Raw genomic sequence first — 23,438 nt, 5'->3', positions numbered from 1 at the left:
CTGAAAGAGGGTGCAATATTACAAAACATTTTGGTAATCTCCAAAATTTTAGTCGCAAGTTTCTTTTGGGGCGAACCCTCCGCCCGGGGGAATTGTTGTTATTCGCAAAGCCTCCACATGCTGCCGACCCACCGCTCTTTTTCCCGCAATACCGTGGAAACCGTTATCGTACTGCTGTTGCTGCTGGCGCTGTTCGTTGCCGTTTACGACGTGCTTCGCGTGTTTTTCGGTGTTTTCACCTTCGCCATCATCTTCGCCGTTTCCCTCGCACAACCGTTCGAACGGCTTTGCAGGCGCACCGGGCAGCGGCGCACCCTCGCCGCCATTATCTACAGCATCCTGTTGCTGGCCATTGTGGCATTGCCTTTCATCCTGATCATCAGCGCCCTCGGCAAACACGCCTCGCAGTTGCTGTCGTTCGCCGGCGAAGTGCGCGAGCATGGCCTCCCGCCCCTCCCCGGCAACATTTCTTCCCTGCCTGTCGTAGGCAACGGCATCGCGGAGTTCTGGCAGCACCTGCGCGACAATCCCCGCGAAGCGCTCGTAGGGCACGATCGCCAGATCAACCTCCTCCTGCACCGGCTGCTCACCGGCGGCGCGGGGATCGCCGGGGCCACGCTTCAGTGTGTACTAGGCATCCTCGTGTCTGCCATGCTCCTGGCGGCGGGGCCCAAAACCCTGCTGCCGCTTAAAAATATCCTGCGCCACCTGCTGGGCCGCAGCGATGCGCAAACCCTCATCCAGGCAAGCCTGAGCGCCATCCGCGGCGTTTCCATCGGCGTCATGGGCACCGCATTCATCGCCAGCGCATTGTCGTACATCGGGTTCGCCATCGCCGGCCTGCATTTCAAAATGCTCTTTACCGCCATCGTCTTTTTCCTCGTGCTCATCCAGGTTGGCCCCCTGCTCGTTTGGCTGCCGCTGGTGATCTGGGCGGCCATGCAGGGACATACCGGCCTGGCCGTGTTCCTCGCGGTTTACGGCGGCTTCGTGCTGGCGGCGGATGCCATATTGAAACCGATCCTCATCGCCAAAAGCGGCGGACGGCTGCCTTTTCTCGTGTTGTTCACCGGCGTAGTAGGCGGTCTTGCGGCCTGGGGATTCACCGGTATGTTCAAAGGCGCCATCATCCTATCGGTTGCGTATACACTGTACGATTCGTGGCTGGAGCGGAAACGGCAGCACAACGGGCCGGGGAGGCTTCCGTCAACCGGCACCTGAACTATCGCCACCAGTCCCCTGTTATTTCCTTCGATATCCTTTCACCCTAAAGCCCGTTTTGCGCATGTACCGCTCCGCCATATCCATTTTTTCTGCCATCTTCATACTGCTGAACACCGCCGCCAGCGCGCAATCCATGAAAGTACTCGACAGCGCGGCCTACATCCACCGGTTCTGGGATGCCAAGGCGGTCCGCATCGGCACCGTGCCGCTGGTGCTCTTCGCCGGCAGCGCCGCCTTGTGGGGAGAACGTCAAAACGTGCGCGAATTGCGGAACCGGTACATCCCAACGTTCCGCCATCATTTCGACGATTACATGCAATATGTGCCCGCGCTCGCCGTGATCGGGCTGAATGCCGCCGGCGTGAAAGGGAAGAACAAACCCGGAAGGGCGTTCGTTTCATATGCGTTTTCGGCTGTTATTATGGGCGCCGTCGTCAACGGGATCAAATACACGGCGAAAGTGGAACGGCCCGATGGATCGGAGCGGAACTCCTTCCCTTCCGGCCATACCGCCAATTCTTTCATGAATGCGACTTTCCTGCACAAGGAATACGGTCAGTACCGACACCCGCTCTACAGCGTGGCGGGATACACCCTGGCCACGGGAACGGCCATCGGCCGGCAGCTCAACAACCGCCACTGGGTGTCTGATGTGGTGGCAGGCGCAGGCATCGGCATCCTTTCCACCGAACTGGGATATTTGATCGCCGACAGGATTTACAGGGAAAAGGGCGAAAGGCCGGTTATTCATAAAGACCCGATCCCGGTAGACGGCAAGCCCAGCTTCCTGGAAATCCGCATGGGTTATGCGGTAGCCACTACGAAAGACCTCACGGGAAACGTCAATGGCATATCCGCCAAACGCGGATTTAACATGGGGGCCGAAGGCGCGTGGTTCTTCCACCGCAACGTGGGCGCCGGCGCGGAATTCGCGTTCACGTCTTTTCCTATCAACGACGATGGCCTGCTCATCACCGATCCCGACGTAACCATCATCAGCGATGGGCATTATACGCAACCCATGGGCATCCGGTACCTGCATGCCGGCCCCTTTTTCAGCATCCCCCTTCCCCGCAACTGGTTCATAACGGCGAAAATACTGGGCGGCACCTCCCTGGGATCCGACGGTAACGTGATGCTGCGGCTGAACAGCGACTGGCAAGACCTCCTCCAGCGAAGCGATTTCCCTTACCTGCGCTACAAACCCGAAGGAACTTTCAGCTGGTCGACGGGGATGGGCATCCAGAAAAGGATTTCGCGGAACATCGGCATCAAGGCGTACGGCGCTTATTTTGATTCGGATCATGATTTCGGGATCGACGTCGTGGACGACGTGACCGACGACGGGAAATTCCTCTTCAAACATCTCGGCACGGAAAAAGTGCGCTTCAATCATTTTACTTTCGGATTGGGCCTTACGGCTTTTTTGTGGTGATTCCGCGGATGGGCGGCCTGTACCTCACGTCTCCGCCTACACTTCATGCGCCTGGATTTCACTTTAAACCCGTCATCCATCCTTTCAACCCATCCAACCTTCATATCACATTCCCCCACCCCGGGTGATCCGTTGGCGAAGATAATTTTGCGCCAAATCATCATCATGAAACGGATCACTTCACTCGCGTTCGCCGCGCTGGCATGCTGCATGGCTTGTTCGAAAAGCGGCGACAAAAACCCCGACAACCCCAATCCCGGCAATCCCGCAAACGAAGGCGTGCCCACGATCGTATCGGTGCCCGTGCTACGCGGAGACACCACCATCTCCATGGGCCCCACCACCAATTACGCCATCGTCATGAAAGGACTGCCCACCATCCGCCCCGTATTTCCCAAACTGGCGCTCAAACCGAAAAAAGTACGCGGATACGTGACAGACGCGTCCGGCAACCCTATCGAAGGCGCAGAACTAGGTTTGTTGAAAAAAGTATCGGGTTTCCAGCAACTGGTAACTACAACTACCAACGACAAAGGATATTATGAGATCGAGTTCGAAGGCGCCGCGGAATTCAAGCACGCGTTCGCCGTTATCAATTATGTCGGGAAACCCGTGCCCATCAGCCTTTTCACGGCAGACAGCGTAGCCAGCGTCTACACCTACGACAAAGGCGGCGTGGAACACTGGATGGCCCTCGGCCACGGTACCGCCAATGCCGCCGATGCCGCCCATCGCCCATGGTATTCCAACAACTACTTCGGCGGATCGATCTACCTGAACTGGGATGTTTACGACGGACCGTTCAGTACCGATGGCGCGCTGCCCAAGAATGCCGAAATCATCCTGAAACTGACGCCCGCCGGCGGTATGCTCTACGACGCCAGCCGGACTTTCACCATCCGCCAGAAATTGGGCAACAACTTCCTGAGCTGCAATATCAACAATATTCCTATCGGTATTTACAAGATAGAAGCGAAACTGGCCGATGGCCGTCCGCTGAAAATGGAGGTACATGGCCCTTACAGATCAGACACTTATGGCCTGCAATACGATACGGATACCAAAGCCTGGTATGTTTCCTTCGTACCGGGTTTCAACGCCACTTCCAAGCCGATGCCCAACCGCGGCGAGTGGGACCAGGCCAATGTGTATGTAAGATTATAGCAAGGAGATACTATAAACGCCGACCGGCATCCTGCTGCAGTGAATACTGTTTCGGGATGCCGGTCGGGTATTTTTAACGCAGCGGTTGTGTTAGATCTTCTGTTTGTTCTGCTGCGGACGGCCGTGCCATTTCCGCTTTTGCTGCTGCTTGCGGTTGTTCGCCTGCTGGGAAGAAGACTGGCGCAGCTGTACGGCGGGAGCCGGGGCCGCGGGCGCTTCCTGGGCCGGGAAAGGATGATCGCTGACAACGGGGATCTGCTGCTTGATGAGCTTTACGATATCCTTCACATATGCCCTTTCTTCATCGTCGCAGAAAGAAAGCGCGATACCGCTGGCGCCACCGCGACCGGTACGGCCGATACGGTGAACATACGTTTCGGGCACGTTGGGGATCTCGAAGTTGATCACATGCGACAGGTTGTCTACGTCGATACCGCGCGCGGCGATGTCTGTAGCTACCAGGCAACGGATGCGGCCCGCCTTGAAATCGGTGAGGGCGCGCTGGCGCGAGTTCTGGGACTTGTCGCCGTGAATGGCGCTGGCGGTGATGCCGGACTTGCTCAGTTCTTTGGCGACGCGGTCTGCGCCGTGCTTGGTACGGGTGAAGACGAGCGCGCTCACGATCGAGGCGTCTTTCAACACATGTACGAGCAGTTTGCGTTTGCTTGCTTTATCGGTGTAATACAGCTGCTGCTCCACTTTCTCCGCTGTGCTGGAAACGGGCGTTACGGCCACTTTTTCAGGGTTGGAGAGGATGGAGTTCGCCAGGCCGGCGATTTCGTCGGGCATGGTGGCGGAAAAGAACAGGGTTTGTCTTTTCTGCGGCAACTTGGTGATCACGCGCTTTACGTCGTGAATGAAACCCATGTCGAGCATGCGGTCGGCTTCGTCGAGCACGAACTGGCGGATGTAATGCAGGTTGATATGCCCCTGCTGCCAGAGGTCGAGCAGCCGGCCGGGCGTGGCGATGAGGATATCCGTTCCGCGTTTCAGTCCTTCGATCTGCCCTTGCGCGGAAACGCCCCCGAAAATAACGAGGTGGCGGATGCCGGTGTGCGCGCCATAATCCCGGATATTCTCCGCGATCTGGATCGCCAGTTCACGCGTGGGCGTAAGGATGAGCGTTTTGATATGACGGTCGGGCGCCTGGGCTGCCTCCTTTTCCTTATAAAGCAATTGCAGGATCGGAATAGCGAACGCTGCGGTTTTGCCGGTACCGGTCTGGGCGCACGCCAGCAGGTCCCGTTTCTCCAGCACTACAGGTATCGCCTGTTCCTGGATGGGTGTTGGTGTTGTATAGCCTTGTGTTTCCAGTGCGCGAAGTATGGGTGTAATGAGGCCTAATTTCTCGAATGACAATTGATATGATTTTATGTAACGTTGATAACTGCCTGGATGTCAAATTAAAGGGAAGGAAAAACTCGAATTGTATCTCCAGGAGCATAAAAAAACTGTACAAAGATACGGAAAATCCCCCAATGCGCCGGTTTCGCATTAGGATTGTTTATTATACCTCTCAGGCAGCCAATCATTCGCTTCATCGGAAAAGCCTTTCCCGCGCGGGTTTTAATCGGTAGCTTACCTATATTCAAAACCATGCTTTTTTATGAAAACCAGGCTTTTGCTCACCGCGCTGGCCGCCTTGTCCCTGGCCGCCTGCTCGAAGAAAAACGACCCTCCGCCCCAGGAGCCCGATTCCCCCCAACCCGTTCCCGTACTCACCAAAGTCGTGAAAGGGCATCTCCTCAAATCGTGCGACATCGCCCTCGTTCCCGGCGCCAACTTCCGGATAGAATATACCTGGAACACCGATAATTCCCTGAAAAAGTACAAATCCATCAATCCCGCCACCCAGCAATCCGCCGATGTGGATTTCCATTACGAAAACGGCATGCTGGCCCGCATCACCACCCAAAATTCCCTGTCAGAAGGCGTGTACGTCTTCAAAAACGGTAAAATAGACCGGATCTCCAGCCGCCATCTCATCAACCCCACCGGTAGAAATTACTACTTCACCTACAACGCCGCCGACAACACGCCCGCCCGCATCCGGTACTATAACTTCAACGAAGCCGGCGAACAGCTCGTTACCGAAGTCAACTATACGTACGACGCGCAAAAGCGCCCGGTGGAAATCACCAGCACGCAACCCAACGGCAACAAACGCATCATCCGATTCCAGGAATGGAGCGCGCCGTTCCTATTCAGCCCCTGGATATTTTCCGAATCGGAAATGGACCTCGAAAACTATGAACTCTACAATGTTCCGCTGATGTTCGTCCTCGACCGGATGCCCGCCAAATTCTCCGAGCACCAGCAAGCCGCGGGCGCTGCGGAAACCATGACGCGCCGGTGGGAAATCAGCTATACGGTCCAGCAGGAGAAACTGACCTTCCGCCGCGCAAAGGTTTTTTATCCCAACAATCCGCAACTCGACCGGACGGTAGAGCATACTTTCCATTACTGATGCATCACGCTATATAACACGAAGGCCCGCCGGAACCGGCGGGCCTTTGTGTATATTCAATGTGTTTTATCCGTTTTTCAGCAGGATCCCACGGTCTTTCCGCATGCGCTGCAGCAGATTTTCTACCGTATTGCGGATGGGTGCCGGCAGTTTGTCGAACCCCGGCGCGTAGCGCAGCGACCGGCCATTATCGAACTCATTTTCCACGGCGCGGACGGCGAATTTTTCGTTTTTGTACACCACGAACACTTTCACGCGGCGGATACCGTTGCCATCTTTGGTCATGTACACGATGATGGGATCGATGCGGCCGTCGGCGTCGAGATCGCGGAAGGAGCAGTAACTCGTGGTGAACCAGATATGGGTTTCCTCCATCTCTTTTTCGATGAAATCGTTCAGGGTCCATTTCTCGAGGTAGCCGCCATGGTCTTCGAGGAGGCAGACGGCCTGGAGCGCGGTGTTGACGGTATCTTTGGCGGTTATTTTCGCCTGGTTTTCGCAGAGGAGGATTTTCCAGCTGCCGGAATTATCCATGTAACTGAAACCCTTGTACACGGGGATTTTTGTTTCGTATTCCGCGTCGATCTCCTCGCGGGGGATAATTTTCACTTCCTGCGCGAAGGCGAATGCAGGGAAAAACAGTAAGATGGATGTAATGAAGCGACGCATCCGGCGAAAATAAGAAATCCCCTCCATTCCCTCCCACGATCATCCATTCTGATGATTACGGTCATTGAACCAGGCAAAGCTGCCGTTTACTTTTGTATCGAAATGTGAGAATAGCCTTTTTAACGAGATGATCCGCCCAACCGGGCAACCGAACCTTCACTGACAGTCTTTCCCCACCAGCCTTTTCCATTACCAATTTCCTTATTCACTGCTTTGGGCAGCCATACCGGCGTCTGCGCTATCGACACCACGGCCGTATTCTTTTGGCCTGGCGCTTATTGTTTGCCTTTCGCACAAAAAAAGCCGCTATGAAAAATTCAATTCTCGCCTGCGCCGCAGGCCTGCTATTGCTTTGTGCTTGTACCAAAGAGCCCCTGGAAGAATGGATCCTGCCCGAAAACGGGAAAGCATCGTTGCCTTTTGAATATAAAGACACGAGCTTTGTGATGACCCAGCGGGTAGACAGTGCCAACATGCTGCGCCTCGTCAATGCCTTTCGCGCCAAAGGCTGCAACTGCGGCGAGGTATACATGCCGCCGGCACCTCCCCTCACCTGGAACATCCGGCTGGAAAAGGCTTCCTGGCTTCACAGCAAAGAGATGAAAGACAGTGTCTACATGAGCCATACCGGCCGAAACGGCAGTACCGGCGGCGACAGGATACGTAAGATGGGATTCAACTGGCATCGATATGCAGAAAATATTGCGCTGGGCATTCTGACGGAAAAGACGGTCGTGGAAGGTTGGATGGGCAGTAAAACGCACTGTATGGCGATGATGGACCCCATGCTGAAGGAAACCGGCATCGCGCGATCGGGCAACTACTGGACGCAGGAGCTCGCGCTGAGCTATTAACGATAATAGCCGGAACCGTCAGCCGCATAAAAAAAGTCCGGCGCCGCAGCAGCCGGACCTCCACTATATCACCTAAAAAAATCATTTTCGCTTCCGTAACATCGATGCCGTCATCATTTTGGCCATCATCGGTTGCAGGGCGCCGAAATCATTGAAATTATACCGGATCGCCACCTTGAACTCGATGGAAAAATTCCCCACGCGGATGGCTTCGCAGCTACCGGCTTCGCGCCACACCGACCCCGTTGCCGTTCCCCTCACATACTTGCGGCCAAACACCGTCGTCACCTCCGTGATATTCACCGATCCCGGGGAAGGGATCCATTTCAGCCCGTCCGGCGGACATTCGACGTAAAAGGTAGCCGCGTTCTGGGGCAGTTTCATCCCCAGTACCTTTCCCGCATTTTCAACGTCATGGTCCATGCTGTAATAAGGATGGGAGCCGGCAGAATATCCTTTCCCGAAAACCTGCAGCGTATAACCGTCTACCGGCTCTACATCGTCGATAATTCCGTTGATGATCAAATCGCCTTCGTGGACCATCACGTTATTGCGCAGGGGAATCCCTTCCGACAGCACGTTGTTGTACGTGGAAAGCCAATACGTCCCATCGTCGATCGTGATGTCCTGCACAAGCGTCAGCACGGGGGCCGATCTGCCTGGCCGCAGCTCCGGCGGCACCCAGTCGTGGATTTCCACGGAAACGCTGGCGATATTGTCGAACTGCAGGGTTTCCGGGGCTTTGAAGAGGGCTTTCAGTCCGCGGGGCTCCAGCGTCCCGCCTGCTTCTCCGGTAACTTTCCAGTTTTTCACGTTGTTGGGATTTTCCAGCGCTTTCGCGGCGGTGATCGCGATTTCCGGATGTTCGCCGATGGGGCGGCCGGGCTCGTTCATCATCGAGAGCACCTGCAATTCGGTCGTTTTCCCGATACTGAGATAATCGAGGTCGGCATGCAGCCAGAACAGCGCGTAGAGCGCCCAGTCGGAGAAATGGTCTGTTTCCACTTTCACCACTTTGTTCGCTTTGTCTACCCGCGATTTAGCCATGAACCGCCAGCCGCCGGCTTTGTCCTGGTAAGCGAGGAACAGCGCGTCCGGGTGAATGGAATCCGCCAGCAGCGCGTCGGTATATGGAATGGTCAGCGTGATGGGTTTGGCGAATTTGATGCTTTCCGGCCCGAGGCGGAACGATTTGCCGGGGCTCCCCGGCAGCGTGTTCGTCACTTCCTGCAACGTGAGCTCCGTATTGGCAGCCAACGCGCCGGCAGGAATATCTACCGTGATCCGGCCGCCTGTAGCGACGATGGTACCGCCTGCCGCCCCGACCGTCTTTTTGATCGCAGTGCCGACGGGTGTTCCGTGCGGACGAATATCCGGTTGCTGGGGTTGCGGCTGGGGCTGCGGACCGGGCTGTCCGCCCGGCGGGCCGGACTTCCTGCAGGCAGCGAATGCGGATGCCAGGAAAAGTACCCAAATGAGGTGCTTCATATGCTTGTAATTGATGATTTCCGATGGATGGGGTTTGGGGGTAATCTGGCACGAAACTCCGCAATCATCGGAAGCGAGTCAACCCATTTCCGTTGAAATGTCGGTTGATGGATGTAAAATGCGGCCGGCCGGCTTAAGGCAACGCATGTTGTACGATCCTCCGGAAATTCCTTATTTTTACGGCCCGATACCTATACACGAAACGAAAAAAGATTTTTATTAACCCGACCGGCCCCCACATAAATCAATCTATGCAGTTCGATCCTACATTCGATTATAGCTCAACCGATCTTTACGTAGAAGAAAACGTGGTACGCCTGCGGTTTTCCGGTTTGATCAAATGCATTTTTACCATCGCTGCCGATGCGGCGCTTCAACGCGATATCGTTGGCATGGGCGCCATATGCGATGAATTGGCCGAAGAGCTGGATTTCTATTTGGGACTTACCTGCGATCAATACTTCCGACTTCAGCTGTTGACAATTGAGCAAGCCGACATGATGAAAAACCTGCTGGCGTTTTTCTCCGACCGCTCTGGGGAGGGTTTCCCCGACTTCCGGGACGACCGCCAGCTGGATTCCCATCCCGATTGGGCGATCGCACGGCGAATGGCAGCTGCAATCATTCAAGCCATGCGGCTGGATCATCTTGCCATCAAATTCGAACGGGACGAAACGTATGAAACTGCGCCAAACGGACAGCAGCGATTGATGCAATCCACCCAAACTTTTCTTGTTCCGAAAGCATGAGTGCCTTACATCCCGACCAGAGGTTTTCTAAAAATTCGGTAAATTGAGAAGCAGCCAATTCCTGAGCGGGATGGCTTTCTTTCAAGCAAAACAACCGTATCTTTTATGGGATTCTTCAAAAAACTTTTCGGCAAAGCCGAGCCTGATAACCCGTCCGCAACCATCGAAAAAGACCGAGTGCCGGTGTTCCCCATGATCAAAGACGCCCGCTGGCAAGGGGTTCCGCACGCCGTTCATCATCCCTTCGTAAAAATCGGCGATCAACTTGAGCTCGTTATCGTTTTTGCCCAGGACGCGGGCGACAAATTCCAGTACCTCACACCAAAAGACCTGGAAGATCCATCCATAAAATCCAATTTCGAAAAATGGCAGCAAAACATCGATGACTATCCACATGAATTCGATCTGCCGGAAAGCATGGCCGGCCGGATCATTTTCGATTCCGGCGAAGACCATTCCGCTGAAAAAATCCTCTCACCTGCATTTCTCGCCGAAGCCTGCAAAGCGTTAAACACCGACCAGCTCATTATTTCCACGCCCCGCAGGCGATGCCTCATGATCACCAGCTATCACGAAACTTTCCTCATGCTGGAAAATTTCTTCTGGTTCCATTTCCTGGCCTGGCGCGAAGAAGAATACGGCAACGAAGTCATCACTGAAATGGTTTTCACCGCCGACGCTGAAAAAGTACGATATGCGGTGCCACTGGGCTTCCGCATGAACCTGTACGAAAAAGACGGGCAGCGAAAACTGACTTATTCCACGATGGACGATCTTTTCGACGAAAACGGGCAGATCAATTTCCAGTGGATAATCGAGAAGAATAAAGTACCGGTGTTGTATTAGACTTCAAATCCATTCAAAGCTGCTTCGCGATGCTCCCCAGCGCCGTGAAGTTTGCGCGGATGTTGATGAACCCGAGGAAATTCCCGTTTTCCGGATCATACCTGAACTCCAGCGGCACCCATACTTCCGGGAACACCCGGAGGCGCACCGTAGCATTGAGCGAGAGGCGGTCGCGTTCCTCCTCCGGGTACAGCTGCGCGAAATTGCGATAATAAGATCCCGAAAACTTGATCTCCAGGTAACTCCGCTTGGTCGTTTTCGCTTTGAAAACCACGTTCATGCCCGTTTCCAGGTTAAACAGCATGCGCTTGAGGTCTCTGCCCGACTTGAGCGTATCGTCTACGAACTGAAGGCCTGATTTGATATCCAGCTCCCAGTCGTGCGTCGTTTCCGGCGATTGCGTGAGGCCTTTGAGGAATTGGGTATGCAGCACCAGGTTGGAAAACACGAATTGATCTTTGTAGGTAGTATCCGTTACACCGACGGTCCAGAGCACTTTCTTCTGGAGATCGTCCTTCAGTTGGCTGTAAATCGCTTTGGCCGTATCCGTGAAATTGTAATCGCCTTTTTCGTTAAGCTCCTGGCGGAGAGGCTCGTCGGCCGCTTTCAAAATAATTTCCTTCAGTTCGGGGCTCAGTGATTTGAAAGGTGTACCCTGGTTGACGAATGCATCCAGTTCCAGCAGCAACGCTCCTTTCACATTCATGTCCTGAATTTTGCTGATTTCCTTTCCAGCGGCAGTGTTGGCGGCATACAACTGCTGCACGCGCTCGTTGTTTTCCACTGTTTTCAGGAATGCTTTGCTGACGGTTTCATCGCGCTTGTTGACGATGGCGAAAGTGATGCCGGATGTAAAACCATTGAACCGGAACGAACTGTCTAACCGGAGCCCTACCGCATAGTTGAGGTTCCTGAGGGTGGTGTAGTTGCGGTAGTTTTTATCGATCAGCAGCGTGGTGTCCAGTTTGGCCATAACGGCGAAGGGCGTGCCTTTGATGCGGATTTCCTTGTCGGGGCTGGTCAATCTTTCCAAACCCAGCTGGAAGAAGCTGTTCAGCACGTCCTTATAATTCCCGGAAGCCAGCGAATCGGCCGTGAATATGGGGTTGGGCGATTTTTGCTGGGCCATGAGCTGTACGGACAAGCAAAGCATCAGCAAAAGAACGAGTCCGGCGCGTTGCGTTTTCATATGAATATTCGTCGGTTATTTGATCAAGAAGTTGGCCATCATGAGGCCTGTCGGGAAATTTTTCGGATTCGCGGGGATGGTGGCCGTGCTGAGCTTGACGGCAGCGGCGCCCGTGCAAACGCCGTTGATGGTGACCACATCGCCCGACTGCACATCCGAAAAAACGATGCTGCCGGTTTCGCTGATGCTTTGCATGTTGATGAGCACGCCGTTGCGGAACAGGATGGCCGTAGCCTGGCCGATGCCGCCAGTAAAAGTAAAATCGATGGACACGTTCTGCGAAACGGCCGTCTTAACGGCAACCAACGCTTCGGTGCTCAAATTTCCGGCCGGTGCTGCTGCGGGTACCGACCTGGAGACTGGCGCTTTCCCGGGGATGGATTTGGCCTTTGCTCCTTTTTTAGGGCTGGCTTTGGCGGATGCTGCTTTTTTGCTATTTGCCATGGCTTATAGGATTGAAAACGTAAAATTAAATGGAATACAGGCTGGAAAAAATGGTTATGCTGTTGAATTGGATTTGGGGCAGACGATTCAGTTGATACCGTATCAGTACGACAGTTTCATGCTTTCGACACATTACAATGTTATGCAATGATAGCACAACTTTATGCAATCCTGGCTTCACCGGAGAAAATAATCCGGATGGCGTAGATTTTTGGATGGGATGGTCCGGATAACGAAAGATCCCGCGGGGCAAGACCGGCCGCTGCAAAAACGGCCAGGAAGCAGGATGGTGGCGGGCGGGGGGATGGGTGTAAAAACGAAAAAGCCGCTTCGTAAAGCGGCTTTTTTCTTTGTTGCCCGACCAGGATTCGAACCTAGACAAACAGAACCAAAATCTGTCGTACTACCATTATACTATCGGGCACCGTTCGTTGGGATTGCAAAAGTATCAATTTTTTTATTTCCGCAAAAAAAATGTTCGGAATTTTCTCATTTTTTTACTGAAACACCCTCCTGCCAAGGCTTTCACGCTACAACAACCGCGTCACCGCCGCCACGATCCTTTCCGGCGCCAGCTCTTCCATACACGCATGGTCCCCACGGAAACAGGGCTTGCTGCCAAACACCGAGCACGGCCGGCAATACAGGTCCAGCTGCACCGCGTTCGCTTCCTGCTGCCCGAATCCCATGAACCCTGCAAATGGATGCGTAGCGCCCCATACAGACACCACCGGCACGCCGTACAGCGATGCCAGGTGCATGTTGGCAGAATCCATGCTCACCATCACGGTAAGACTGCTGATAATGTGCAATTCCTCCTCAAGGGAATGTTTCCCTGCTACCACTTCCACTCCCGGGACCCGCGCAGCCAGGGCTTCCAGTTTCGCGGTTTCTTCCTTGCCGCCGCCGAACAGCAGGATGTCTGCGTCCGTTTTCCCGCGTAGCGTGCGGATGGCCATTTCCATCTTTTCGATGGGATACGTTTTTTCGCGGTAAGTGGCGAACGGCGCGATGCCGATCCGCGGTTTGGCGGAAGGCTTGCGCGGCAATGTGCCGGGCGCGTCCGCATCTACCGGGTACCCCAGTTCCGCGAATACGGCGCGGTAGCGGTCGAGGGTGGAAGTCAGCGGCTGGAGGATTTTGTTTTCTTTCCGCGTCAGCGCCTTTTTCCCCGCCCTTCCCTTGTCGATCACCGCTATTTTGACGGCCGTCATCCGGAAAAAGGAACGGAGTATCTGGCTGCGCAAAACCTGGTGAAGGTCAGCCATGGCGCGGATGCCGGGGAATTGCGCGCGGATGGAGCGGAACAGGCGGAAAAGGCCGTTTACACCTTTGTGCTCGCCTTTTACATCGGCCGGTACGAATATGAGCCGCGGGATGCCCTGGCACAGGGCTCCCCAATTCTTATTGGTGACGAAAACGATGGTAAGGTCCGGATAAGCATCCAGCACCTGTTTCATAACGGGAATGGTCATGGCCACGTCGCCCATGGCGCTCAGCCGCACGGCCAACAGCGTCGTGGGCTTATTGCCCGGATTTTTGCCCATACAGAACGGGGTTGAGCGAAGGATCGTTGTACATTTTCATCTGCTTGTACACTTTCATGTACTTGCGGCCTTTGGAAATATCTTCCAGCAGGGCTTCGATGGCGGTAGACAGGTCGCGCTGCTGTTCCAGCAACACTTCCAGCTTGCGGGCGCAGGCCAGGCGGTGCTCTTCGGTAGCATCGGGCCGTGTAGCCTCTTCCCGCATGTGATAAATTTTCAGCGCGAGGATAGACAGCCGGTCGATCGCCCAGGCGGGGCTTTCGGTGTTAATCGTCGCATCCGGCACGGGGATCACGTCTTTATATTTTTCGAGGAAAAAACTGTCGATATATTCTACCATGTCTGTCCGTTCCTGGTTCGACTTATCGATCCAGCGTTTCATACCGAGGGCTTTCACGGGGTCGATGGCCGGGTCTCGGATCACGTCTTCCAGGTGCCATTGCACGGTATCGATCCAGTTTTTGGCGTACAGCAGGTGTTCTACGGAGGTGTTTTCATAAGGGTTCCGGATCGCCTGGTGGATATCGTTGGCCACATGGTAATCGCGGATACTCTGGTCAAAAATTTCGATGCAAAGTGCGGTAAACATGCAGCAAATGTAAATAAAAAAGCACGCTGTGGAAACAGTGTGCCGGGCATAAAATCATGTGAATGTTCGAGAATGCAATTGTGTAGGCTTTCAATGGTTCTCTAAAGAGGGCTTCGAGTTATTTTCAGACAACGAAACCATCCGCTGACCATATGGTGCCGGCATGTTGGAGACGCCCGCAACACGGCCGGCAACAATAGTCAGATATTATTGATAGGAAAACCCGGTAAGTGGAGATTTTCCGTGCCTTTCTGGTTAATACATATGTTTTCAGGAGAATGCGGTCAGGGGGTACTGTGTCGTTATGCGGTCTAAGCTAAATTGGCATTTCCTGGACATCTGGTACTAAATTACGTCGAACGCCTGTATTATTCTTGCAGTGGTGAAAAATCTATGTTACCACATACAAATGATTGTGAACTAACGCCTTCCTATACGAAAAAGCCGTGCAGAACGGGTGTCTGCACGGCTTTCCGGATATTTCGAAAGTCTTATTTCATTTCTTTCCTGGCGGCGTAATACAGCGGAATGCCGAGCAGGATGATGCCCAGGCCGGGAACGGCGTACTCCGGTTCGTAAATAAGCAGCAACACGGCCAGCGAAAGGGCCACCAGCACGTAAAGCGCCGGTAACACCGGATATCCGAAGGCTTTGTGGCTCCGGGGTATTTCCGGGCGGGTCTTCCGCAGCACGAAAATCCCGATAATGGTGATCACATAAAACAGCAGCACACCGAAAATCACCATGGTGAGCAGATCGCCGTACTTGCCGCTGAGGCAGAGCAGCGAAGCCCACAGGCACTGGATCCACAGGCCCGTACCGGGAACGTCGTATTGATTGAGCTCGCCCGCCTTGCGGAAGAAAAGCCCGTCTTTGGCCATGGTATAGTAAATCCGGGCGCCGGAAAGGATCAAACCGTTATTGCAGCCGAACGTGGAGATGATGATCATCACCGCAATGGCCATAGCACCCACTCCGGGGCCGAAAATCCGCTCCGCGGCGGCTACCCCTACCCTTTCCTGCGGCGCGAATGCGATCTCGTTAAAGGGCAGCACGGCCAGGTACATGAGGTTGGCGGAAACGTAGATGATGGTCACGATGAAAGTTCCCAGGAACAGGGCGCGGCCGATGTTCTTCTCCGGGCTCTTGATCTCCCCGGCAATGAACGTCACGTTGTTCCACGCGTCGCTGGAAAACAGCGTGCCTTTCATGGAAACGGCGATCGCGCCCAGGAAGGCCATGCCGCTGAGCGCCGTGGTCACCAGCTGGCCGTCCACCATCTTCAGGTTGGCCGTTTGCCAGGCGTTTTCCCAGTTGGCGTTCCAGATTTCCGCCTTGGCGCCGATCATCAGGCCAAAAACGATCAGCCCGAAAAGGGAGAACAGCTTGGTGAAAGTGAATACGGTCTGGATGATCTTCCCGTTTTTCACCCCTTTGGTATTGATCCAGGTCAGCAGCACGATGGAAAGGATGGCGATAATTTGCGCCATGTTGACGGAAAACGCCCAACTGCCCAGGGGTATTTTCAGCAGAACGTTGGTTTCCCCCAGACCTGGGGCCAGATAGCCGAGGTATTTGGCAAACGCCATGGCAACGGCTGCGATGGTCCCGGTCTGGATGACGCCGAACTGCGTCCACCCGAAAAGGAAAGCGATGAATGGATTGTAAGCTTCGCGGAGGTAAACGTATTGGCCGCCGGCTTTGGGGAACATCCCCGATAATTCGCCGTAACTGAGGGCGGCGATCAGGGTTACGACCCCGGCCAGCACCCACATGGCCATCATCCAGCCCGAAGAGCCCATGGAGCGTGCCACTTCGGCCGAAACGATAAAGATGCCGGAACCGATCATGGACCCCGCCACGATCATCGTAGCGTCTACAAGGCTCAGTGTGGGCTTGAAGGAGTGTGTCTGGTTGGACATAGCGGTTGATAAAATGGTTGATAAAAGAAAATCCCGGTTGTTATACCGGGATCAAACGTAGCAATCGTTTAATTATTTGGTCGGAGTCGCATCATTGAGCGCCTTGATCACTTCTGCTGTAATGTCGTACGCTTCATCTTTGTACAGGATGTTGGAGGCACCTGCGCGGTAAGAGAAGATGAATGCGTAACGGTTGCCGTTCACGGCCTTGATGGTTTCTTCCAGCCGCTTCTGCAGATCTTCGGAGAACTGCGCTTCCTGGGTTTGCAACTGCGCGATGAGGCTTTGGCGGTTCTGCTCGTGCTGCTGCGCCTTACGCTGGAGGCTGGCTTCCGCCGCCTGGCCTTCTGCCTGCGTCATGGAAGGGGCCCTTTGCTGAAGTACCTGCAATTCGTTCTGCAATGCACGCTCGCGACCGGCAATGTCGTTCTGCGCGGCTTCTTTCTTACGGTCCAGCTCCGCTTTTTTGTCCTTGAAATAAACGTAGTGAGCTTCCAGCGAATCAATATCTACATAGGCAAGCCTTTGCGCGCCGCCAGCCGCCTGAACGGAAGAATCAGCACCGGCTTTGGGGGCAGATTTACCGTTGTTTTGCTGACAGGCTGCAAATACGCCGGCGATCGCCATCAGGAATAAACCATTTTTCACAATAAGTTGACGGGTGTGCATGTTGATCGATAGATTTTAATACGCTTGGATATAATTAGATTGTTGCGGCGGCTAAAATAAGATTTTTGGGATATAAAAAAACGTTAAAAACAAAATAGTGGAAAGATAGGTTCGGTAAGGGTTTGAGGTCGATTCTCCCCTGAAAAACGAAAAAGGGGGACATCGTCCCCCTTTTTTATCATTACTTTTTAGACTTTTCCAGTGCGATTTCCGGCTCGTCCGTCGTCAGGAAATCGGCCCCGGCCTTGAGATACGTCTCCATTTGCGCCGGGTCGTTGACGGTCCAGATGTTGACGGTCACGTTGTTCTTTCTGGCTTGCTGGAAGATGGTCATGTCCTTGTCGATGGTCTTCCAGTTGTAATCGAAGCCCCAGATCCCGTCGGCCTTCAGTTCCGCGGGCGATTTATCGCCGTTGAGATAAGCCACCTTGGCGTGGGGGTCGAGCGCCACGATCTTCTTGCAGATACTGTAATCGAAGCTGATATACAGCATCCAGGCCTGCGATTTGTGCTGGCGGATGAGGTCGTAGCATTTTTGGGCCAACTCTTCACCGCGGCCGGTTTTCGAAGGTTTCAGCTCCAGCACCAGGCGGGTTACGTTCTGCTTTTTGCCTTCTTCGAGGTATTGCTCGAACGTGGGCACTTTGTCGCCGTTTTTGAGGTCGATGGAAACGAGGTCCGCGATGTTCGTCTCTTCCACGACTTTACCGCCGATATGGGGGTCGTGGGACAGTACCGGGATGCCGTCTTTCGACAGCCACACGTCGAACTCGGAGCCTTCACATCCCAGGCGCGATGCTTCGCGCAGCGATGTAATGGAATTCTGGCTGCCCTCGGTATGTTTCCAGGCGCCGCGGTGTGCAACGATCTTGTTCCGTGCGAAATCGTCCTTCACGAAAATGAACGATTCCTGCTGGCCACCCAGTTCCAGGGTTACCGCGTATTGTACGGCGGACGATTCGCCGATGCTTTTCTTCTTCTTTAACCGCACTTCACCTTTCTTCCCGATCATGAAAAGCCCGGAAGTGTCTTCCGCAACCTTTACGCCCGTTGCAGGCCCCTGCGGCGTGAACACCTGCCCGATCACCGCGCCGGACTTGCCTTTCGGAATGGTATAATTGTCCAGATGGAATGCGGGCGCTTGCCCGTTCACCGCTGCTGCGGCCAGTAATGCCGGAATCATGAATCGATAACGTAGACGCATGGTAATGTGTTTTCTATGCTTGTTTAATATTTCGTCAACTTACGGATTATTATGTTCTGCTTTCAAATCAGTTACATAAGCTTACAAAATACGATGGCGTATCCGTAATTCAAAACCTCCGCAAGGTAAATATTCAACTTCCTGTTATCAAGTTAATTTAGTATTAAGATCCATATGGCTTGTCAGGGAAACTGGTGTGAAATGATTCAGTGACTTTTTCGCCTTCAATCAATCTGACATAGAATTTATTCATGTCTGGTTCTATCGGACCGAAAGTCTTAGTTGGATCGTATGCATATGCATGGACTTCGACCCGGTGTCCATCTGTACCAATTTTTGTAAATAAATCATTGGGAGCTCTTCCTGATAATTTCTCGTTCTCATTCAAATCCTTCTTATCAAATCCTAAACTGATAAGGTTATCCACATTTGGATCGTCAGCTATTTGTGCTTGCTTTATCACTCCAACTGCTGCTTCGAAAATTTCTTTAGACGTCATTTTGCAAATTATTTGATGTGATTTACTGATACAAATAAGTTTGAAAAGGGTGAAACAACTCACTATAAATCAGTGCGAACAAAAAAAAAGGCCGCCCCTCGCGGGACGGCCTTGAATTATAATCGGTTGTGAGACCTATTCTTCTTCGTCGAACTGGAACACTTCTTTCGAAGATGCGAGTATGTCGTATTCTTCTTTCGAACCTACGATCATGTTCTCGAATTCTCTCAGACCGGTACCAGCCGGGATCAGGTGACCCGTGATAACGTTCTCCTTCAGACCGAGCATGTCGTCGGTTTTGCCGTTGATGGCTGCGGAAGACAGTACCTTGGTCGTTTCCTGGAAGGACGCTGCGGAGATCCAGCTGTGCGTACCCAGAGAAGCCTTGGTGATACCGAGGAGGAGCGGGCTGGAAGTAGCCGTTTCCGCATCGCGGTATTCCACCAGTTTCTTGTCGGAGCGGCGCAGTACGGAGTTTTCTTCACGTACCTGGCGGAGCGTAACGATCTGACCAGCCTTCATGTTGGTGGATTCACCGGCTTCGGTTACCACTTTCTTGTCGAAGATCTGATCGTTCTCTTCAAAGAATTCGAATTTGTCGGTAGTGTCGCCTTCGAGGAAGCGGGTATCTCCCGGATCTTCGATGGTTACCTTGCGCATCATCTGGCGTACGATCACCTCGATGTGTTTGTCGTTGATCTTCACACCCTGCAGGCGGTATACCTCCTGGATCTCGTTCACCAGGTATTCCTGTACGGCGAACGGACCTTTGATGGAGAGGATATCGGCCGGGGTGATGGAACCGTCGGACAGTGCGGTACCTGCTTTCACGAAGTCGCCGTCCTGTACCAGGATGTGGCGGGTCAGCGGAACGAGGTACTTTTTCACATGGCTTTCGCGGCTTTCGATGATGATCTCGCGGTTACCACGCTTGATATTACCGAATGCTACTACACCGTCGATCTCGGATACGATGGCCGGATTGCTCGGGTTACGCGCTTCGAAAAGCTCGGTAACACGGGGCAGACCACCGGTGATGTCGCGGAGCTTGCCGATCACGCGGGGGATCTTCACGATCACCTGGCCCGATTTAACGGATACGCCCTCTTCCACGATGATGTGGGAGCCCACCGGCAAGTTGTAGGATTTCACTTCCTTATTACCGTCTACAAGGAGAGACGGGATCTTGTTCTTGTCTTTCGTTTCAATAACCACTTTCTCGCGGTGACCAGTCTGCTCGTCAGCTTCTTCACGGAAGGTAATACCCTCGATGATGCTGTCGAAACGAACCTTACCGGCGATTTCGGATACGATAACGGCGTTGAAGGGGTCCCATGTGCAGATCACGTCGCCTTTCACCACTTTCTGGCCATCTTTCACGTTCAGGGTAGAACCGTAAGGGATGTTGTTGGTGATGAGCAAGCGGTCGTTCTTCACGTCCATGATCCTCAATTCACCCGTACGGCCGATAACCACCTGCAGTTTCTCGCCTTCGTTGTTCTCGAAGGTAGTGGTGCGGAGGCCGTCGAACTGTACGGTACCGTCGAATTTCGCAGTCAGCGTGGATTCTACCGATGCGGAACCGGCCACACCACCTACGTGGAACGTACGCAGTGTCAGCTGTGTACCAGGCTCACCGATAGACTGTGCAGCGATGATGCCCACGGCGTCGCCACGCTGCGCCGTGTAACCGGTCGCCAGGTTCTTGCCATAGCATCTTACGCACACGCCGCGTTTGCTTTCGCAGGTCAGCACGGAACGGATTTCTACCGTTTCGATCGTGCTTTCCTCGATCTTCCGGGCGATCTCTTCCGTGATCTGCTCACCGGCAGCAACGAAGAGCTCTTCGTCGTTGGCGGGGTTGAATACGTCGTGGAGCGACGTACGGCCGAGGATACGGTCGTACAGCGGTTCTACCACCTCTTCGTTGTCTTTCAGCGCAGAAGTCGCGATACCACGGAGGGTGCCGCAATCTTCTTCGGTGATCACCACGTCCTGCGCAACGTCTACGAGACGGCGGGTCAGGTAACCCGCATCCGCCGTTTTCAGTGCCGTATCCGCAAGACCCTTACGGGCACCGTGCGTGGAGATGAAGTATTCCAATACGTTCAGGCCGTCCTTGAAGTTGGAGAGGATCGGGTTCTCGATGATCTCCGAACCGGTGGAACCGGATTTACGCGGTTTCGCCATCAGACCCCTGAGGCCGGCCAGCTGTTTGATCTGCTGTTTGGAACCACGGGCGCCGGAATCAAGCATCATGTATACAGAGTTGAAGCCCTGTTTGTCGGATGCCAGCTCACGGATCAGCGTTTCGGTCACTTTCGTGTCCACACGGCTCCAGATGTCGATGATCTGGTTGTAACGCTCGTTGTTCGTGATAAGACCCATGTTGTAGTTATCCCAAACCTCGTCCACCTCGCCGGCTGCGCCGTCGATCATGATCTGTTTAACGTCGGGGATGATCAGGTCGTTGATATTGAAGGACAGACCACCACGGAATGCCGTACGGAAACCAAGCTGCTTGATATCGTCCAGGAATTTCGCGGTTTTCGGAATGTCGGTCGCTTTGATGATGTCACCGATGATCTCACGCAGCGATTTCTTCGTCAGCAGGGCGTTTACGAAACCTGCTTCCTTCGGAACGTATACGTTGAAGATCACGCGGCCCACCGTGGTTTCGATCAGCTTGCGCTCCAGGGTACCGTCTTCCTTACGCACATCCGCTTTTACGCGGATGTGAGCGTGCAGGTCAACGCGGCCTTCGTTATGCGCAATGATCACTTCTTCCGCGGAGTAGAAGGCCATGCCCTCTCCTTTCACGATTTCGGTGGCGGTGGTTTTCTTACCCTTGGAAATGTAGTACAGACCGAGTACCATGTCCTGCGAAGGCAGGGTGATCGGCGTACCGTTCTGCGGGTTGAGGATGTTGTGCGAAGACAGCATCAGCAGCTGTGCTTCCAGGATCGCGGCGTTGCTCAGGGGCACGTGTACCGCCATCTGGTCACCGTCGAAGTCGGCGTTGAACGCAGAACACACGAGCGGGTGCAACTGGATCGCTTTACCTTCCACCAGTTTCGGCTGGAATGCCTGGATAGACAGGCGGTGAAGGGTCGGAGCACGGTTGAGCATCACAGGGTGACCTTTCAACACGTTTTCCAGGATGTCCCAAACCACCGCTTCCTTCCGGTCAACGAGCTTCTTCGCTGATTTCACGGTTTTAACGATGCCTCTTTCGATGAGCTTGCGGATAATGAACGGTTTGAACAGTTCCGCAGCCATATCTTTCGGAAGGCCGCACTCGTGCAGTTTCAGTTCGGGGCCTACCACGATAACGGAACGACCGGAGTAGTCCACACGTTTACCGAGGAGGTTCTGACGGAAACGGCCTTGCTTGCCTTTCAGTACGTCGGAGAGCGACTTCAGCGCGCGTCCGCCTTCCGCTTTCACGGCGTTGGATTTACGGCTGTTGTCGAACAGGGAGTCTACCGCTTCCTGGAGCATACGCTTTTCGTTACGCAAGATCACCTCGGGCGCCTTGATCTCGATGAGACGCTTCAGACGGTTGTTACGGATGATCACGCGGCGATAAAGGTCGTTCAGGTCGGAAGACGCGAAACGGCCACCGTCCAGGGGAACGAGCGGGCGCAGTTCCGGCGGAACAACGGGGATGTATTGCATCACCATCCATTCCGGGCGGTTGTCTACACGGCCATTGGCATCGCGGAAGGCTTCCACCACGCTGAGGCGTTTGAGGGCCTCTGCCTTACGCTGCTGGGAAGTTTCCGTGGCAGCCTGGTTGCGGAGCTGGTAGGAAAGGCCGTCCAGATCGATCCGGGCCAGCATCATTTCCACCGCTTCGGCACCCATCTTCGCGATGAATTTATTCGGGTCCTCGTCGGGCAGCAGCTGGTTGTCTTTCGGAAGGGTATCCAGGATGTCCAGGTACTCTTCTTCTGTCAGCAGATCTGCATAGTTGAGGCCTTTCTCTTGCTTCACGCCAGACTGGATCACCACATAACGTTCGTAATAAACGATGGTTTCCAGTTTCTTGGAGCTCATGCCGAGCAGGTAACCGATTTTATTGGGTAAAGATTTGAAATACCAGATATGAACAACGGGCACTACCAGGCGGATGTGCCCCATTCTTTCACGACGCACTTTCTTCTCGGTCACTTCCACACCACAGCGGTCGCACACAATGCCTTTATAACGGATACGCTTATACTTTCCGCAATAGCACTCGTAATCCTTTACAGGACCGAAGATCCTTTCGCAGAACAAACCATCGCGCTCCGGCTTGTAAGTCCGGTAGTTGATGGTTTCGGGTTTCAGCACCTCTCCATAAGAACGCTCCAGGATCGTGTCCGGCGAAGCGAGGCTGATGGTAATGCTGTTAAAATTTGATTTGGGACGATTTTCTTTCTTGATGGCCATTGTATGTTGTTTAAAGAAAACTCATTGTCTTGCGTGAAGCCGGTT

General features: G+C 53.8%; 20 protein-coding genes and 1 tRNA gene. 8 read left to right on the top strand and 13 right to left on the bottom strand.

Features of this window, described 5'->3' with window-relative positions; genetic code table 11:
- The first annotated feature begins 117 nt into the window (after nucleotides 1-117).
- The 3 genes from ACQKLP_RS19135 (at nucleotide 118) to ACQKLP_RS19125 (ending at nucleotide 3,823) form a co-directional block, all read left to right on the top strand.
- Nucleotides 118-1,221 carry an AI-2E family transporter gene (locus ACQKLP_RS19135; protein ID WP_427324463.1) on the top strand — a complete coding sequence of 368 codons (1,104 nt, stop codon included), beginning with the start codon at nucleotides 118-120 and terminating at the stop codon, nucleotides 1,219-1,221.
- Between the two features lie 64 nt (nucleotides 1,222-1,285).
- Nucleotides 1,286-2,659 (top strand): phosphatase PAP2 family protein, encoded by a 1,374-nt coding sequence (locus ACQKLP_RS19130; protein ID WP_427324462.1) that lies wholly within the window; start codon nucleotides 1,286-1,288, stop codon nucleotides 2,657-2,659.
- Nucleotides 2,660-2,824: 165 nt separating this feature from the next.
- Nucleotides 2,825-3,823, top strand: coding sequence for a carboxypeptidase-like regulatory domain-containing protein (locus tag ACQKLP_RS19125; protein WP_427324461.1), 999 nt, complete (start codon nucleotides 2,825-2,827; stop codon nucleotides 3,821-3,823).
- 90 nt (nucleotides 3,824-3,913) lie between these two features.
- Here ACQKLP_RS19125 and ACQKLP_RS19120 read toward each other — a convergent pair whose 3' ends face one another.
- Complete coding sequence (locus ACQKLP_RS19120) at nucleotides 3,914-5,182, bottom strand: DEAD/DEAH box helicase (protein ID WP_427324460.1); 1,269 nt, start codon at nucleotides 5,180-5,182, stop codon at nucleotides 3,914-3,916.
- Nucleotides 5,183-5,429: 247 nt separating this feature from the next.
- Here ACQKLP_RS19120 and ACQKLP_RS19115 point away from each other — a divergent pair, with 247 nt between their 5' ends.
- Nucleotides 5,430-6,290 (top strand): hypothetical protein, encoded by an 861-nt coding sequence (locus ACQKLP_RS19115; protein WP_427324459.1) that lies wholly within the window; start codon nucleotides 5,430-5,432, stop codon nucleotides 6,288-6,290.
- Between the two features lie 66 nt (nucleotides 6,291-6,356).
- Here the strand turns inward: ACQKLP_RS19115 and ACQKLP_RS19110 are convergent, their stop codons facing one another.
- Entirely contained in the window at nucleotides 6,357-6,959 is a 603-nt protein-coding gene (locus tag ACQKLP_RS19110; RefSeq protein ID WP_427324458.1) for a M949_RS01915 family surface polysaccharide biosynthesis protein, read from the bottom strand.
- A 308-nt stretch (nucleotides 6,960-7,267) separates the two neighbouring features.
- On the opposite strand from ACQKLP_RS19110, the gene ACQKLP_RS19105 reads away from it, so the two are divergent.
- Nucleotides 7,268-7,813 (top strand): CAP domain-containing protein, encoded by a 546-nt coding sequence (locus tag ACQKLP_RS19105; RefSeq protein WP_427324457.1) that lies wholly within the window; start codon nucleotides 7,268-7,270, stop codon nucleotides 7,811-7,813.
- Nucleotides 7,814-7,894: 81 nt separating this feature from the next.
- Here the strand turns inward: ACQKLP_RS19105 and ACQKLP_RS19100 are convergent, their stop codons facing one another.
- Entirely contained in the window at nucleotides 7,895-9,301 is a 1,407-nt protein-coding gene (locus tag ACQKLP_RS19100) for a hypothetical protein (protein ID WP_427324456.1), read from the bottom strand.
- A gap of 251 nt (nucleotides 9,302-9,552) precedes the next feature.
- On the opposite strand from ACQKLP_RS19100, the gene ACQKLP_RS19095 reads away from it, so the two are divergent.
- Together ACQKLP_RS19095 and ACQKLP_RS19090 are read left to right on the top strand one after the other, a co-directional pair.
- Nucleotides 9,553-10,050, top strand: a complete 498-nt coding sequence (locus tag ACQKLP_RS19095) for a hypothetical protein (protein WP_427324455.1) — start codon at nucleotides 9,553-9,555, stop codon at nucleotides 10,048-10,050.
- Between the two features lie 105 nt (nucleotides 10,051-10,155).
- Entirely contained in the window at nucleotides 10,156-10,896 is a 741-nt protein-coding gene (locus ACQKLP_RS19090; RefSeq protein WP_427324454.1) for a hypothetical protein, read from the top strand.
- Nucleotides 10,897-10,909: 13 nt separating this feature from the next.
- Here ACQKLP_RS19090 and ACQKLP_RS19085 read toward each other — a convergent pair whose 3' ends face one another.
- Together ACQKLP_RS19085 and ACQKLP_RS19080 are read right to left on the bottom strand one after the other, a co-directional pair.
- Nucleotides 10,910-12,085, bottom strand: a complete 1,176-nt coding sequence (locus ACQKLP_RS19085) for a hypothetical protein (RefSeq protein ID WP_427324453.1) — start codon at nucleotides 12,083-12,085, stop codon at nucleotides 10,910-10,912.
- Nucleotides 12,086-12,100: 15 nt separating this feature from the next.
- Complete coding sequence (locus ACQKLP_RS19080; protein ID WP_427324452.1) at nucleotides 12,101-12,358, bottom strand: hypothetical protein; 258 nt, start codon at nucleotides 12,356-12,358, stop codon at nucleotides 12,101-12,103.
- On the opposite strand from ACQKLP_RS19080, the gene ACQKLP_RS19075 reads away from it, so the two are divergent.
- Nucleotides 12,351-12,680, top strand: coding sequence for a hypothetical protein (locus ACQKLP_RS19075; protein WP_427324451.1), 330 nt, complete (start codon nucleotides 12,351-12,353; stop codon nucleotides 12,678-12,680). The genes ACQKLP_RS19080 and ACQKLP_RS19075 overlap by 8 nt on opposite strands.
- A gap of 202 nt (nucleotides 12,681-12,882) precedes the next feature.
- On the opposite strand, the gene ACQKLP_RS19070 is transcribed toward ACQKLP_RS19075, so the two are convergent.
- The 8 genes from ACQKLP_RS19070 to rpoC form a co-directional block, all read right to left on the bottom strand.
- A tRNA-Gln gene (locus tag ACQKLP_RS19070) sits at nucleotides 12,883-12,953 on the bottom strand.
- A gap of 106 nt (nucleotides 12,954-13,059) precedes the next feature.
- On the bottom strand, nucleotides 13,060-14,076 hold the full coding sequence (locus tag ACQKLP_RS19065) for a glycosyltransferase family 9 protein (RefSeq protein ID WP_427324450.1): 1,017 nt from the start codon (nucleotides 14,074-14,076) through the stop codon (nucleotides 13,060-13,062).
- Nucleotides 14,054-14,665, bottom strand: a complete 612-nt coding sequence (locus ACQKLP_RS19060) for a DUF4254 domain-containing protein (RefSeq protein ID WP_427324448.1) — start codon at nucleotides 14,663-14,665, stop codon at nucleotides 14,054-14,056. Before ACQKLP_RS19060 ends, ACQKLP_RS19065 begins: the two co-directional genes overlap by 23 nt.
- 491 nt (nucleotides 14,666-15,156) lie before the next feature.
- Entirely contained in the window at nucleotides 15,157-16,587 is a 1,431-nt protein-coding gene (locus tag ACQKLP_RS19055) for an APC family permease (RefSeq protein ID WP_427324447.1), read from the bottom strand.
- A gap of 72 nt (nucleotides 16,588-16,659) precedes the next feature.
- On the bottom strand, nucleotides 16,660-17,256 hold the full coding sequence (locus ACQKLP_RS19050) for an OmpH family outer membrane protein (RefSeq protein WP_427324446.1): 597 nt from the start codon (nucleotides 17,254-17,256) through the stop codon (nucleotides 16,660-16,662).
- 181 nt (nucleotides 17,257-17,437) lie between these two features.
- A complete protein-coding gene (locus ACQKLP_RS19045) occupies nucleotides 17,438-18,460 on the bottom strand; it encodes a glycerophosphodiester phosphodiesterase (RefSeq protein WP_427324445.1) in 1,023 nt (340 codons plus the stop codon).
- Between the two features lie 163 nt (nucleotides 18,461-18,623).
- A complete protein-coding gene (locus ACQKLP_RS19040; RefSeq protein WP_427324444.1) occupies nucleotides 18,624-18,959 on the bottom strand; it encodes a hypothetical protein in 336 nt (111 codons plus the stop codon).
- Nucleotides 18,960-19,094: 135 nt separating this feature from the next.
- Nucleotides 19,095-23,393 carry a DNA-directed RNA polymerase subunit beta' gene (rpoC, locus tag ACQKLP_RS19035; protein ID WP_427324443.1) on the bottom strand — a complete coding sequence of 1,433 codons (4,299 nt, stop codon included), beginning with the start codon at nucleotides 23,391-23,393 and terminating at the stop codon, nucleotides 19,095-19,097.
- Nucleotides 23,394-23,438 lie beyond the last annotated feature (45 nt).

This window comes from Chitinophaga sp. NPDC101104 (assembly GCF_050277495.1).
GTDB lineage: Bacteria > Bacteroidota > Bacteroidia > Chitinophagales > Chitinophagaceae > Chitinophaga.
Note: the sequence above shows the minus strand (reverse complement) of the source record. Positions and strands in the feature narration are given on the sequence as shown.